The organism is Dyadobacter koreensis (assembly GCF_900108855.1).
Lineage (GTDB): Bacteria > Bacteroidota > Bacteroidia > Cytophagales > Spirosomataceae > Dyadobacter > Dyadobacter koreensis.
Map to the genome: position 1 here is coordinate 123,864 of NZ_FNXY01000007.1, position 14,359 is coordinate 138,222.

Below are 14,359 nucleotides of genomic sequence, written 5' to 3' on the forward strand. Positions count from 1 at the left end.
CTGACAGCCGACAGCCAATTCAAACCAATTCATTCATGAAAAAAACAATTATTTGCTTTTTGCTGATTTCTGTTCTTGCAGGATCTTCGATCATGGCACAGGAATTCAAGGAAAAATATCGTCCGCAGTTTCACTTTACACCAAAAGCCAACTGGATGAATGACCCGAATGGTATGGTGTATCACAATGGCATTTACCATCTTTTCTATCAGTATTACCCCAACGACAAGATATGGGGGCCGATGCACTGGGGACATGCAACAAGTAAGGATATGATCTCATGGAAAGAGCAGCCCATCGCTTTGTACCCGGACAGCCTAGGTTATATTTTTTCCGGAAGTGCGGTTGTGGATAAAAATAACACCGCAGGGTTTGGAAAAGATGCAATGGTAGCCATTTTTACCCATCATGATCCGATACAGGAAAAGCTAAAAACAGGTAAGCATGAAACACAAAGTATTGCATACAGCCTGGACGAGGGCAAAACCTGGACGAAATATAAGGGAAATCCGGTGGTTCAAAATCCGGGCATAAGCGATTTCAGGGATCCCAAGGTAAGATGGTTTGAAGCCCAGAAAAAATGGATCATGACACTGGCGACCAAAGACCGCATCACATTTTATTCCTCACCTGACCTTAAATCATGGACTCGTGAAAGTGACTTCGGCGCAAACGAAGGCGGACATGGCGGCGTGTGGGAATGTCCGGATCTGTTTCCTATCAAACACGAAGGAAAAGAAATCTGGGTCCTCATTGTGAATATCAATCCTGGTGGCCCTAATAAGGGCTCGGCAGGTCAGTATTTTTTAGGAGATTTTGACGGAAAAACGTTTACTTCTAATTCCAAAGAAACTAAATGGCTGGACTATGGAACGGACAATTATGCGGCCGTTACCTTCGCCAATACCGGTGACCGAAACATTCTGATGGGCTGGATGAGCAATTGGCAATATGCTAATCAGGTTCCGACTGATCCGTGGCGTAGTGCAAATACGATTGCCCGAGAGCTAGGTCTAAAAACAGTTGGGAAGGAAATTTATTTGACCTCAGTTCCGGTTAAAGAGCTTGATGGATTAAGTTCAACAGGTTTTTCAGTAAAAAATGTTAAGATCAAAAATGAATTGGACCTAACGGACAAAGCGAACAACAAGTCAGGATTATTCCGATTAGACTTAACGACTGAAAGTACGGCAGACATTTCCATCGTACTGGCTAATGAAGCTGGTAACGAGCTCATCGTAGGATACGATAAAGCTGCAAATCAGTACTATGTTGATCGTTCTAAATCAGGTAAAACAGATTTTGAGAAAGGGTTCGGAGAAAAACATCTTGCATCACGGTTTGCCCCCGGAACGAAGATTTCGTTAACCCTGGTTGCAGATGTAGCCTCGGTTGAGCTTTTTGCGGACAACGGATTGACGGCGATGACTGACATTTTCTTTCCTGAAACCCCAATGTCAAAACTTGCTATAAAATCTGTTTCCGGCTTAACAATTCAGTCGATAAAATATACTGTTTTGACACCTTCAATGAAGTGATAGTTTCCTGAGGCCTTAATCTTTTAAATTGCAAATTAATGGCAGGAATAAAAATGGCAGGAAAGTAGGTTAATTACTTTCCTGCCATTTTTTTAGTCCACCGACTTCTGTTTTTAAAGTTTTAATAAGCCCGGGTTATGGATCATAAAACCATGACAAACCTGAAAGTTATCATTTGAAAATCCGTTAAATGATAACGATTTAAACCATGTCAGCTTATCTCCAACGCAGTTATCTATTTCAACACTTCGTTGTTCTCGCAGCTGCAAACTTTTTCGTGAATTAAAGCCAGCCCCGTGCTGTTGCCTATATTTCCCAAACCGCTCCGTAACTTTGTGTATATCCCTAGCCTCCTGAGCAGATTTACAACAGCGCTCCCAGAAGCGTCCGTGCATTTACACTCCTTGATAGATCACTGATAACCTGCTCATTCATCCTTTTTTGTATAGCCGCTTCGGAAGGTAAACAATTGCTGATTTCTACAAATGTTGCTATAAGATACAAGGTTGTAACAGAAGTTCTTATTCGCTCCCCGGGCTTATTATCCTTATTCTCGCTATCCTAGCACTGCCCTTTTTAAATGCTGTTTTCGATATGATTAATTCGTAAAAGCATTAAAATTTCTGACCACAGAAAAGACCGATCCCCTCCGACTATTAAAAGTTACCATATGCTTTAATGACGCCAGATAAGGAAAAATTAATTTCCCGCTCATATCAGCTTTAGACATCAGTACTACCTTCGATTCGAAATAAATAAAATCACTTTTTAAAAAATCGACTCATGAAAAAATTAGCAATGGCTGTTCTCGCAATTTCAGCCCTGACGTGCAGCTTTAATGCATTTGCCCAAATACAAGGACCCGTCGCCGGTCCGCCCCTGGCAGGTCCGGCAGGCCCGGGACCACGTCCGCCTTTGGGTGCTCACGGTTCCAACACACATGGACTTTTAGCAGTAAACACCTTGCAGGGAAAATTTGTAAAACTGCAAGGCAATGATGACTTTGTCATAGACGGCTTCTATATACTGAGTTCAGCTGATTCTGTGCTTGTGAAATTTCCTTCTCACATGGGAACACAGGTATCAGCGATCGCGAAACAAAATGGACAGGTTACCGTTTCTGGTGTTTATGAAAATGCTGGTCCCGGGCCAAAAGAAATGCGGCTGGTTTCTATGACAGCATCAGGCAAAACGCTTACCGAAACGCCGCCTGCCAGCCTTCCCGAGCCTTCTCAACAAAGTGTTGTTACCGGAACAGGAAAAGTCACTTCAGTGCAAACGGATCGTGAGGGGCGAATCAATGGCCTTTTTGTTGACAACAAAACAATTCTTCGCCTGCCTCCGCATGTGGCCACGCAGCTTGGCAATTCGGCTGCGAAAGGAACATTGATTTCCTTTTCGGGCAGTGTTAGAGAAAAGCAACAGGGTGAGGTAATGCTTGAAGATTATAAGGTGGTACGATGCAGCACAATCACGGTAAATGGGCAACAGTATCTGGTAAGATAATTTTTAACAGATCAGGTGGCGGTGCTGCCTGATCTTTCTCCAAACTTTTATGAGCAAATATATTTCGACAATCGGACTTTTGATTCTTTCTAACGCCTTCATGACCCTTGCATGGTATGGCCATCTTAAATTTTTCAACAAGGAAGGCGGTCATGCGTCCACCCCTTTATGGATGATTATCCTGCTCAGCTGGGGACTTGCCTTTTTTGAGTATTGTTTCCAGGTCCCGGCCAACCGGATAGGCTCCTCCGAAATGGGCGGTCCCTTTTCACTTGTCCAGTTAAAAATTATTCAGGAGGTTATCACGCTTATTGTGTTTATGATTTTTTCTGTGACTGTTTTTAAGAATACGCAATTTACTATTAACCACCTTATCGGCTTCATCTTGCTGATTGGGGCGGTATATTTCATTTTTAAGGCATGAACAGCGGATTAAAAGCCCGGTCGCTGAGAGGACTGGATTTCATAAACTTTACCCTGGCCGACGTCCGCGATGGTATCGGACCTTTCCTAGGCATTTACCTGCTTTCTTCTCAGCACTGGAATTTGAAGGATATTGGTCTGGCCACATCGATCGCAACTTTCGCTGGTGTTATGGTGCAAACGCCGGCAGGCGCTTTTGTAGACCGACTAAAAAATAAAAAAATCATCGTTGCGATTGCCAGTCTTCTAATCGGTTTCGGCACGCTGATTATTTTGATTCAGCCCAGTTTGACAGTGGTTATTATCAGCCAGGTGGTCGTCGGTATAGCGGCTACTTTCATAGCGCCGTCGATCGCCGCGATGACCCTGGGACTAGTTGGATATAAAAGGCTCGAAAAGCGCACCGGACGGAATGAAATGTTCAATCATGGAGGAAACGTCACATCGGCCGTTCTTTCGGGTTTGATTGGATACTACATTGGATTGAAGGGAATCTTCATATTTACATTACTATTATCGCTGGCAAGTGTATTTTTTCTCCGTTTTATCGACAATGACCAGATCGATTATCAACTTTCCCGCGGCAGTCTTTCACAAGACAAAAAAGATATCACCAGCTCCTGGACAGGAATTATTTCAAATCCGCTGTTTCTGATTTTTACGGCGTGCTGCGTGCTTTATCATTTTGCCAATGCGGCAATGCTGCCTCTGGCTGGTCAGTACATCGTCTCCGAAAACAAGGTAAATGCCTCTGTTTACATGTCAGCCTGCATTGTAATCGCACAGCTGATCATGGTTCCTACGGCAGCCTGGTGCAGCGCAAAATCTACCCGGGGAAGAAAATCGCTGATGCTGCTTTGCTTTGCCGCATTACCGATTCGCGGCCTGCTTTACACGCTAAGTCCTAATCCATACTTTATAACCTCTGTTCAGATTCTGGATGGCTTTTCGGCCGGTATTTTCGGAGTGGTAAGCATATTGATCATCGCCGATCTCACAAAGGGTTCAGGTCATTTTAATTTAGCGAATGGTATCCTGATTACTGCAGTAGGACTTGGCGCTTCGCTCAGTAATCTTGCAGGTGGTTATATTGCCAATTTATTTTCCTTCCGGTACGCTTTTTTGTTTCTTAGTGCCGTGGCAGCTTTGGCCTTTATCATCTGTCTGATTTTTATGAAGGAAACCTACGAGCCGGACGCAAGGTGAAAAGAAAATTTTCGAAATTGAAGGCATTACTTCTGTTGCTGATCATCCTGGCAGCAGGAGCACTTTTATACCAGTCAAAGCAGAAACGAACCCATTCTTTCGTCGCAAATCCTATTGATAACGGTCCCCGGGAAACGTACGAACTTAATGGACAGGTACTGCAATACGGGAGTAACCATGATGGAGATATTGATAAAATACTTCTTCTTACAGCCAAGGAAAAAATTTGGCTTCATTTTCCGCCGCATACCGCTCGGCAAGTCACTGGCGCAGCACAGCTTAACAGTACCATTGAGGCGATTGTCGAAAAAAAACCGCATGCCCCTCATGATCCTGAAAGCGTTTATGAGTTAAAATATTTAAGCACCAGGCAGTCTCAACATCAGATTGACCTGACAAAGCTGCCTGCGCCGGTTCCCAGAAAAGGAATTGAAGTAGAACTCACAGGAAACCCTCCCTACAAATTCGGCTACGAAAAAGAAGAACAGAGCGTTCTGTTTCTTTCAGGCCGAACAGTACTTTTTCCAGCACACATGGCACGTGAATTATTTCCGTTAATGAGAAAAGCAAAAATGATTCTGGTGAAAGGCTATATGCGTGATACAGCCGAAGGCTTTGTTACAGCTTCGGGCCGCGCTGCCGTTAAGCCTGGCACAATTCAAATTGACAGTATTACTTATAAAATTCGTTAACAACAATTATTTGCCCAACGCAGTCAGCCAAGATGAAAATATTAGTCGTTGAAGATGAGAATAAACTGGCCGGATTTATACAGCAGGGCCTTCATCAGGCAGGGTATATCGTTCAGCATTCAGATAATGGTTCTGAAGCGTTACGCAAGGCGGCGTCTGAAACTTTTGACCTGATCCTTCTGGATCTTATGTTGCCGGGCATGAACGGCATCGAGGTTTTAAAAAACCTTCGCGCCTTTAAGATCCTGAGTCCCGTAATTATTGTCAGTGCATTGAGCGGGACTTCCCAAGTCGTGGAAGGACTGGATCTGGGCGCGGTTGATTATATCAAAAAACCATTTGAATGGGAAGAATTGCTTGCCCGTATCAGGATACTGCAACGGAAAATTTTTACGGCAGAAACCACCAGAATACGTGTAGAGGATCTGGTTATTGATCTGATGACTCGTCAGGTGGTGCGTGGAAACCAACAAATTCTGCTGACAGCGAAGGAGTTTGCTCTGCTTGAATATTTGATCCGAAATACAAACAGGGTTGTAAGTAAAAATCAGATTCTCGAAAATGTCTGGAATATGAGTTTTGACCCGGAAAGTAATGTCGTGGAAGTTTTTATGTATCAGCTTCGGAAGAAGGTCGATAAAGATTTTGATAAACCACTGATTGAAACTGTTATCGGTGTAGGCTACAAATTATCAGGTACAAAATCTTCTTTGTGAAAACGGCCGCTCCCTACCCTTTCTATACAAGTCTAAGGTTTAGGTTCGGCCTGATCTTTGGCCTGCTATTTCTTTGCTTTCTTTTGGCAACCGGGGTACTTCTTTATTCTTTCGTAAAAGGCCAGTTCGAAAAAAGTTTTGCAAAACGGTTGCAAACCCAGGCAAGCCTTATACTTCAGGAAACTGAAATCAATCCTTTAACTGTTCCGCTACCTGCTGCCGGCGAGTTTTTCAGACTTATCTATCAAGCCAACGCTCAACAGGACACACTCTTTGACAATGTGCCTGAATTCTTTGAAAAGAAAAAAGATGAGACAGATCCTGAGCTGTGGCGGTATAAATACATGAGTCGTGCGCTCGAAACAGGTGGCTTCATCCGTATCTTATATTTACTTCCTGCTCAGGAGCTTACCAGCGATATCAATCAGGTAAAGCTTATCCTATTTCTCTACTTCCCGCTTTCATTTCTGGCGGCATTGATTGCTGGATATTTTCTTTCAGGATTCCTGCTTCGTCCGATCGAAGAGATCGTCAAAAAAGCAAATGATATCAGTCTTCAAAATCAAATAAATCTGCTTGAAACGCCTTCTGTCCGAGATGAGCTTCATAAATTGACTGACTCGTTAAATCAAATGCTGAGCAGAATAAAGACTCAAGCCCGGAACCAGAATGCTTTTTTTGCTTCGGCCTCACACGAACTCAGAACACCGCTCAGCGTGATGCTGACTGAACTGCAGGTTCTTGAAAAAAAAGGGCTTTCACCTGAAATTAAATTGATTGTCGAAAATCAGATCGTAGAAGTCCAGCGCCTTAATAAACTTGTCAATGATTTTTTAATGATGAGCCAAATTAAATCCGGCGCGTTAGGTTTAACCAAAACATCAGTCAATCTTCCTGAACTCACCTTTGAAATTTTAAATCGCCTTAGCTCCACGGCTGAGTTGAAAAACCAAACATTCAAGGTCCGGATAACTCCGGAGAGCGGTTTTTTTGAAATTCAAAACGACCCCTCGCATCTGGTTACAATACTTATAAACTTAGTTGGCAATGCCATAAAACATGGCCAGCGACACTCGGCAATAGATATCTGGATACTGGATAATTCAGATAATGTGGCTTTAGAAATCAGGAATCTATCCGGTTCAAAAATTATCAATCCGGAATTAATTACCGATGATTTTACAAAACAGGATTTACAAGGCGATGGTTTCGGGCTGGGTCTCTGGATTGTAAGTCATCTGGCAGAAAGTATCGGGGTAAAATTTCAAATCGTCTATGAGTATCCCGAATTTACCGCAATACTTAATTTTAAAAGGTAATACTATTATCCGCAGTCTTAGAAAAGCTATCTGAACGAATTAGTAAACTGGTTTATTTAGCTGGCTTCCCTTATCATGACCAATCGTTGCTCGACATCGCGTTAACCTATACAAACTTCCCCGCTTAGTTCCACTTTGATGCATCAGGTCATTTAAAATCATGATACCAGTCATTATACCGGGGTTCATTTATGCCGAAATTTGTTATGTACCCGGGCTGAGTTGAACTTCATTTTGAAGTGCAAAGCCTAAAAGCAACTGAAACAGGATTATGAAAAACAAATGGATGATTGTCGCACTTGGCTTATTACTTTCAGTACAGTTATCTGCACAGGTCGTATCAAAAGACTCAATCAGCACCTTGAATGAGCAAAAACATGCGCTTAAAATAGGTAAAGATCTTAATGAGCAGAAAATTAAACTGACCAAACTTGAAAATCAGCTAGCGGTTAAAACCCGGCTAGTCGATAAAACAGCTGAACAGGCTCAAATTTCAGCAGATAAAAATGGGACTGCCGCCGACAGATTAACTGAGGATGCCCAAGATAAGAAAAAAGCGAGCAGAGCAAATAACTCAGCCAGACACGCTCAGCATGATGCAAAAAAAGCAAGAAAAGCTTATGATGATCTCGAAAACCTGAATAAAGATATAGAGTCGTTAAAATCCAAAATTGCAGACGATGAAATAAAACTGGCAGCAATACCGGGTTATCCATTTTCTAACTAAACCATTGATCCATATGAATATAGAAAAGAGATTTCTGTTTCGAAACGGGAGAATTGTAAGTGTAACAAGAGCTCCAACCAAAACAATGGAAGTATTAACCCCATCAGGCCTTGACGTTTCCGTGAAAGAACCTCTTGATGAGTTTTTTCATGCACCAATAGGGCAAGCGCATCCAAAATACTGGAAACTTAAATCACTGGATCCAAATCAACAGCGCATGCTTCAATTAAAATATAGTGGCCTGAACAAGACAGAAATAGGTATCGCGGTAGCTGACCTGTAGTCGCAACGATTATTACAGGCCCACTTCACCGTTTTAAAATCCCGGAAATTTCATTGTAACCTGGAGCATCAGAAAAATTAGATAAATTTTTAAACCTGTGTTTTATGCAAGAAACACAGGTTTTCATGTAACGACTGTAATAACAAAGCGAGCCACCTTTGCACTTTCCAAAACATTGTATCAGGCTGCCCAAACAAATTTCATCGAACATGTTACATGAAGAGAATTCTGATAATGTTTAAAATCTTTTGAAAATAGACTATGATCCAACAAAACGCTATCAGCTCTGCTACGGAAATTAGCCTAACTCCTAACCCGGGTAAAACTTATTGGAAAAATTCAGGCAGAGAATGGCGGGAAGAATTTATCTACTTTTTGCTGGTCGACCGCTTCCACGATGACCTCACAAGAAAACCGGTTACAGATGATATAAGAAGAAGCGGCTTTGGAACGTCCGATCAATTACAAAAGATATGCGGCGGCACGTTAAAAGGGATCACGAGGCATCTTGATTACATCAATGAACTGGGTTGCACCGCTCTTTGGCTTAGTCCTGTATTTGAAAATAATCCTTCATCTTACCACGGCTACGCAATCCAGAATTTTTTAGATGTCGATCCGCGTTTTGGGACAAAACAAGACCTGGCAGATCTTGTGGATGCTGCCCACGCATTGGATATCAGAGTATTTATGGATATTGTATTGCATCATAGCGGCGATAACTGGTCTTACCCTAATGATGAAAATTATTACTATAACCAGGGAGCCGTATTCCCGTTTGGATCCTGGCGATATCAAAACAGACCTTTACCCATTGAGCTGCGAAATCCGGAAATTTATTCAAGAAAAGGCCAGATAAGAAACTTTGATACTTACCCGGAAACAAAAGATGGGGATTTTTCGACCTTAAAAAGTTTTAAAAATGATAACTCGCCCGAGGCTCTGTATTTGCAGCAAATGCTTACCAAAATTCATTGTTACTGGATAAAAGAAGTGGACATTGACGGCTTTCGCATCGATGCGGTAAAACATATGAGTGAAGATCATGTCAGCCAATTTTGTTCCCATGTAAGAGAATACGCCTACACACTCGGGAAAAGCAATTTCTTTTTATTCGGAGAGCTTGTAGGGCCGGAAGAAATGTATAACAAATATATTGGCCCAAAGACTTCTGTGGTTGTGGAAGATAAAGCTATCTATTTTGGACTTAATTCAGTTCTCGATTTTCCTCTATATCATATCCTTGCGGATGTAATTCGCGGCATAGCCACACCGGACAAGCTGATTGCAAGATATGAATCCCTGCGAAAAAATGCGATGAATCGTGGCGAATTTGGTGAATTTCTGGTAACCTTTATAGACAACCACGATCAGGTTGGACAAGTTTATAAAAAACGTTTTGGAAACGGCGCCACTGAAAACCAGGTCATTGCCGGAATTGGCTTTTTGCTTTGTTCCTTGGGCACTCCATGTATTTATTATGGCACAGAACAGGGTTTTGATGGATCAGGCGAAAATGATTCCAGTATCAGAGAGGCGATGTTCAGCCTGGAAGATGCTTCTTTAAACGCATTAAATAAAGCTTCACATACTTATAAAGAAATTGCCTTTATCGCGGCATTTCGAAAAAGAAGCCCGGTATTAAAATTTGGACGGATGTATATGCGTGAGCTTTCAGATGATGGCAGGAATTTTCATCTTCCTTCATTTAAAAAATGCCTTCTTGCGTTTTCAAGGGTTCTATATGATCAGGAAATTATAGTTGCCTACAACAGCTCTCTCACTGATCAGGACGAAGAATACGTATTGGTAGATCCGCTGCTGAACCCGGAAGGAAGCAAGTTCAAATTTGTATATGGCCAATCAGGCCACATAAGTGTGTTACGCAACGAAGAAGGAAACCGGCATTTTATCAAACTGAAACTCGAACCTGCACAATTTGTCATTTTGAGTAATAGTGAACCGTAATTCTTCTATTAAACATTACTTGTTCAACGAACCAAACTCACTTGCATAAATCCTGACCAATAAAAGAAAATAACTAATCATAAGAGGACCAAAAATAAAGCCCCAGAAACCGAACAGTTTGAGTCCGACAATTAATCCAAGTACGGCGATGACAGGATGAACGTTACCAATTTTCTGAAGCAGGGTTACCCGTGCCAGATAATCAACATTACCGGTTACAACGATACTGTAAATAGCCAGTCCAATAGCATGAGCACTTTCACCAGAAGCATATAAGTAGATGATTAATGGAATCCATATTAAGGCGGTACCAACAATAGGAAAAAATGCAAAAATAGCTGTAATAAAGCCCCATAATAAATAATCCTTTACACCGAAAATCCAGTACCCGAGAATGGCAATAACTCCCTGAACAATAGAAATCAATGGAATTCCCAAGGCATTGGCACGAACCATATTTTTTGTTTCAGCTGCCAATACATCAACGTTTTGCTCTTTTAAAGGGATAATACCCGAAATCTTTCTCTCCATCTCAGTTCCGTTAGTAAGCATGAAAAAGAAAAGAAAGAGGATCATGATCAGATTGCCCGCAACAGATGCAGAACTATTAAGGAAAGAAGGAATAAAATTGGTGACTATTTTTTGGATTTCGCTCAGGCTCTGGTCAGTCAAAATGTCAAAACCGGTCCATTGCTTGATTTGAGCAGAAGCGGATTTAAAAACCACAACTACCTGATCTGAATTATGTATAAGTACATTAACCTTGGACGAAATCAGATGAATTGCAAAGGATGCTGGCAAACCAATACCAATAAGAAAAGCAAGCAAGAATAACAGTGCAGTTCCGGTTTTATTCCAATGCTTCCGGATGGTTAAGAAAAAATACCACTCCCGGCTTAGGATATATAAAGTAAGCGCTCCTAAAAAGCCGGGAAGAAAACCATTCAGTTCGAATAAAAGTAATAGTGCCAAACCTGTGAGGATTATAAGTAATCCAATTTGTCTGATCTGGTTGTTGAACGTTGGCATTGAATAGATGTTGAGTGCTCAAAGCAGTAACTGCCTTTCGGTCAAAGAACGTCACAATAAGCCGAACACCAACTTAAAATAATGAAATACAAACATTTATATTTTCACATAATATTTACGAAGATCACTTAGCAGATAGAATTCATTGATCACACGGACAACCTGAAACATTGCAGTCAGTTCAAAATCTCCGAAATCTTAAATAGCATCATGTCAGAAAAATCCCACCAAATTACGTCTGAAAAGCCTGGAAAGCTTGATACAACAGATTTGAAAACCGGCCTCACCAGCCAGCAAGCGGCCCAGCGCCTAGAGCAATTTGGTCTAAATGAGTTAGAACAGGTAAAACCTGAAAGTATCTGGTCAATTCTTCTACGGCAGGTCAACAGTGTCATCGTTTGGATCCTGACTGCCGCCGCAATCGTTTCCTTTTTTCTGGGCGACGACCTTGAAGGCTTTGCTATAATTGCTGTCATCCTGATCAATGCGGTTACTGGTTTTATGCTTGAATACAATGCCAGGCAATCCATGGAGGCGTTGCGCAAACTGGACACTACACCAGCAAGGGTACTGCGAGACGGAAAAATCAAAGAGATACCTTCCGATCATCTCACTATAGGCGATATCCTGATTTTGGAAGCGGGAGATTTGATTCCTGCCGATGCGGTCATTATAGAAGTTAATCAGCTGACTATTGATGAGTCGGCACTTACCGGAGAATCTATTCCATCTCAAAAAACCACGGATAAATCTCCAGAAGATGCGCCTCTCGGCGACCGGCATGACCGCCTATTCAAGGGAACTGCCATAACCAACGGAAATGCAAAGGCTGTTGTCACCAGTATCGGCCAGGCCACCGAATTCGGTAAGATTGCTACCATGGTTAGCGAAGCCAAGCGAACTGCAACACCCCTGGAAGCCAAATTGGATGCTTTGGGAAAAGTATTGATCTGGGTTACACTTGGCATGGCCTCATTATTTTTAATTGTAGGAATTGTTAGGGGCCAAGAAATCAAACAGTTGATAGAAACAGCAGTCGCGCTGGCTATTGCTGCCATTCCGGAAGGAATGTCTGTGGTTGCAACTGTCGCCCTGGCCTATGGAATGCTTCGCCTGGCTAAAAAGAAAGTAATCGTAAAACGGCTGTCAGCTGTTGAAACACTGGGAGGAACCAACGTTATTTTCACTGACAAAACTGGAACGCTAACCCAGAATAAAATTGAGGTACAGGCATTGCGCGCTGCTGGCGAAGATCTTACCGTTCACATTGATTTAAACAAGGAAGTAGGCTCTTCGATGCTTGAAGTAACCAATGGAGATCCGGAGCTGATCCATCAGCCAGAATTTAAAATACTCTCCAAAATAGGTGCTCTGGTGAATAATGCACAGCTGGACTCGAAGAAATCAGATCGTAAAGAATTGGGCGATCCCGTCGAAGTTGCGCTGCTTTTGTATGCACGGGCGGCTGGTCTAGACCTGCACCAGTTACACCGCGATCACAAGCGACAAGCGGAACAGGCATTCAGTTCTGACACCCGTATGATGGCTACACTCGACAAGGTTGGTTCAGGCTATTTCATCGGGGTCAAAGGTGCTGTGGAAGAAGTGTCTGCACTTTGCAATTGGCAAAACCAGGAAGACCGAAATAAAGAGCTTGAAATTTCTGAGCTGATGGCGGCGGACGGGCTCCGTACACTTGCTTTTGCTTACCGGCAAACAGATGAGAAACCGGATGATAACTTTACACAAGAGCAAAAACTGACTTACGCCGGGCTTATAGGATTTTTGGATCCGCCGCGCAAGGAAGTGATTAAGTCATTAATCGCCTGTCACAAGGCTGGGATAAAAGTCATTATGGTTACAGGGGACCACCCAGCAACTTCGCTGAAAATTGCTAAGCAGGTTAACCTGGTCGGTTCTTATGAGCAGCTGGTCCTTACCGGTAAAGATCTCGAATCTTTTGACTTTACTTCTGCCGCTGATCAGAAAAAAATGATGGAATGCCATGTATTTGCCCGTGTAAATCCTGCTCAGAAACTGGATATGATTGATTTCTATCAAAAGCAAGGCGATATTGTCGGCATGACCGGTGATGGAGTGAATGATGCGCCAGCATTAAAAAAATCAGATATCGGTATTGCCATGGGACTTCGCGGAACAGCTGTTGCCGCAGAAGCCGCCGATATGGTTTTGAAGGATGATTCATTTGCATCCATCGTTCATGCCATTGAGCAGGGACGGGTTATTTTTGAAAATATCAGGAAGTTTATTGTCTTTCTGCTATCCTGTAATATGAGCGAAATTTTCGTCGTTACTTTTGCTACCTTTCTAAATGTTGGCAGCCCGCTCCTACCCTTGCAAATTCTTTTCATCAACATCATAACCGATGTTTTTCCTGCACTTGCTCTGGGTGTTGGAAAGGATAATGAGAATCCGATGAAAATGGACCCAAGAGATCCGAGAAGCCCGATTTTAGAACGGGTGGATTGGCTACGGATTGTATTTTATGCCTTAGTAATGACAGCTTCTGTTTTAGGTATCTATTGGTATGCGATCAGTCAGTTAGGAATGATCCCACAGCAAGGAAACACCATAACTTTTTATGCACTGTCACTTGCACAGCTGCTTCATGTATTCAATATGTACTCAGGCAGACTGCATCTTTTTAACAACGAAATCACAAGAAACAAATTCATCTGGATGGCGCTGATATTGTGTTTAATGATAATGGCAGCAACCTACTACTTCCCATTCTTACGACAAATACTTTCGCTTGTAACGCTTGATAGGGAGTCATTAAAATTGATTTTAATTGCTGGAATTGCTCCTGTTTTAATAATTCAGACTGTACGATTATTATTCCCACAAAGTAATAAAGGTATTTTATAATCAGTGAATGATGCAACTTGTAGCAGAGCATCTGTAACATCTTGTGCCCGAATAGCCTCAACT

General features: G+C 42.2%; 12 protein-coding genes. 11 read left to right on the top strand and 1 reads right to left on the bottom strand.

The annotated features are described in order from the left end of the window. Nucleotides 1–35 precede the first annotated feature (35 nt). The 10 genes from BMY70_RS21890 (at nucleotide 36) to BMY70_RS21940 (ending at nucleotide 10,378) form a co-directional block, all read left to right on the top strand. Nucleotides 36–1,538 carry a glycoside hydrolase family 32 protein gene (locus BMY70_RS21890; RefSeq protein WP_090338437.1) on the top strand — a complete coding sequence of 501 codons (1,503 nt, stop codon included), beginning with the start codon at nucleotides 36–38 and terminating at the stop codon, nucleotides 1,536–1,538. 783 nt (nucleotides 1,539–2,321) lie between these two features. Further along, nucleotides 2,322–3,044: a hypothetical protein gene (locus tag BMY70_RS21900; protein ID WP_090338439.1), complete on the top strand. Its 723-nt coding sequence runs from the start codon at nucleotides 2,322–2,324 to the stop codon at nucleotides 3,042–3,044. A 49-nt stretch (nucleotides 3,045–3,093) separates the two neighbouring features. Continuing rightward, on the top strand, nucleotides 3,094–3,468 hold the full coding sequence (locus BMY70_RS21905; protein ID WP_090338440.1) for a DMT family protein: 375 nt from the start codon (nucleotides 3,094–3,096) through the stop codon (nucleotides 3,466–3,468). Continuing rightward, entirely contained in the window at nucleotides 3,465–4,673 is a 1,209-nt protein-coding gene (locus BMY70_RS21910; protein ID WP_090338441.1) for an MFS transporter, read from the top strand. Before BMY70_RS21905 ends, BMY70_RS21910 begins: the two co-directional genes overlap by 4 nt. A gap of 17 nt (nucleotides 4,674–4,690) precedes the next feature. Next, the gene (locus tag BMY70_RS21915; protein WP_218148666.1) at nucleotides 4,691–5,365 is read left to right on the top strand and encodes a hypothetical protein; all 675 of its coding nucleotides are present in this window, start codon (nucleotides 4,691–4,693) and stop codon (nucleotides 5,363–5,365) included. Between the two features lie 32 nt (nucleotides 5,366–5,397). Then, nucleotides 5,398–6,081: a response regulator transcription factor gene (locus BMY70_RS21920; protein WP_090338443.1), complete on the top strand. Its 684-nt coding sequence runs from the start codon at nucleotides 5,398–5,400 to the stop codon at nucleotides 6,079–6,081. After that, complete coding sequence (locus tag BMY70_RS21925) at nucleotides 6,078–7,400, top strand: sensor histidine kinase (RefSeq protein WP_090338444.1); 1,323 nt, start codon at nucleotides 6,078–6,080, stop codon at nucleotides 7,398–7,400. Before BMY70_RS21920 ends, BMY70_RS21925 begins: the two co-directional genes overlap by 4 nt. Nucleotides 7,401–7,671: 271 nt before the next feature. Continuing rightward, a complete protein-coding gene (locus BMY70_RS21930) occupies nucleotides 7,672–8,127 on the top strand; it encodes a hypothetical protein (protein WP_090338445.1) in 456 nt (151 codons plus the stop codon). Between the two features lie 13 nt (nucleotides 8,128–8,140). Further along, nucleotides 8,141–8,410: a hypothetical protein gene (locus tag BMY70_RS21935; protein ID WP_090338446.1), complete on the top strand. Its 270-nt coding sequence runs from the start codon at nucleotides 8,141–8,143 to the stop codon at nucleotides 8,408–8,410. Nucleotides 8,411–8,671: 261 nt separating this feature from the next. After that, complete coding sequence (locus tag BMY70_RS21940; protein ID WP_090338447.1) at nucleotides 8,672–10,378, top strand: alpha-amylase family glycosyl hydrolase; 1,707 nt, start codon at nucleotides 8,672–8,674, stop codon at nucleotides 10,376–10,378. Nucleotides 10,379–10,393: 15 nt separating this feature from the next. Here BMY70_RS21940 and BMY70_RS21945 read toward each other — a convergent pair whose 3' ends face one another. Continuing rightward, nucleotides 10,394–11,407 (bottom strand): AI-2E family transporter, encoded by a 1,014-nt coding sequence (locus BMY70_RS21945; RefSeq protein ID WP_090338448.1) that lies wholly within the window; start codon nucleotides 11,405–11,407, stop codon nucleotides 10,394–10,396. A gap of 210 nt (nucleotides 11,408–11,617) precedes the next feature. Between BMY70_RS21945 and BMY70_RS21950 the strand changes: the two genes are divergently transcribed. Further along, on the top strand, nucleotides 11,618–14,296 hold the full coding sequence (locus BMY70_RS21950; RefSeq protein WP_090338449.1) for a cation-translocating P-type ATPase: 2,679 nt from the start codon (nucleotides 11,618–11,620) through the stop codon (nucleotides 14,294–14,296). Nucleotides 14,297–14,359 lie beyond the last annotated feature (63 nt).

Coding starts and splice junctions, on each gene's coding strand:
- BMY70_RS21890 (WP_090338437.1), top strand. CDS start 36: ATGAAAAAAACAATTATTTGCTTTTTGCTGATTTCTGTTCTTGCAGGA.
- BMY70_RS21900 (WP_090338439.1), top strand. CDS start 2,322: ATGAAAAAATTAGCAATGGCTGTTCTCGCAATTTCAGCCCTGACGTGC.
- BMY70_RS21905 (WP_090338440.1), top strand. CDS start 3,094: ATGAGCAAATATATTTCGACAATCGGACTTTTGATTCTTTCTAACGCC.
- BMY70_RS21910 (WP_090338441.1), top strand. CDS start 3,465: ATGAACAGCGGATTAAAAGCCCGGTCGCTGAGAGGACTGGATTTCATA.
- BMY70_RS21920 (WP_090338443.1), top strand. CDS start 5,398: ATGAAAATATTAGTCGTTGAAGATGAGAATAAACTGGCCGGATTTATA.
- BMY70_RS21930 (WP_090338445.1), top strand. CDS start 7,672: ATGAAAAACAAATGGATGATTGTCGCACTTGGCTTATTACTTTCAGTA.
- BMY70_RS21935 (WP_090338446.1), top strand. CDS start 8,141: ATGAATATAGAAAAGAGATTTCTGTTTCGAAACGGGAGAATTGTAAGT.
- BMY70_RS21940 (WP_090338447.1), top strand. CDS start 8,672: ATGATCCAACAAAACGCTATCAGCTCTGCTACGGAAATTAGCCTAACT.
- BMY70_RS21945 (WP_090338448.1), bottom strand. CDS start 11,407: ATGCCAACGTTCAACAACCAGATCAGACAAATTGGATTACTTATAATC.
- BMY70_RS21950 (WP_090338449.1), top strand. CDS start 11,618: ATGTCAGAAAAATCCCACCAAATTACGTCTGAAAAGCCTGGAAAGCTT.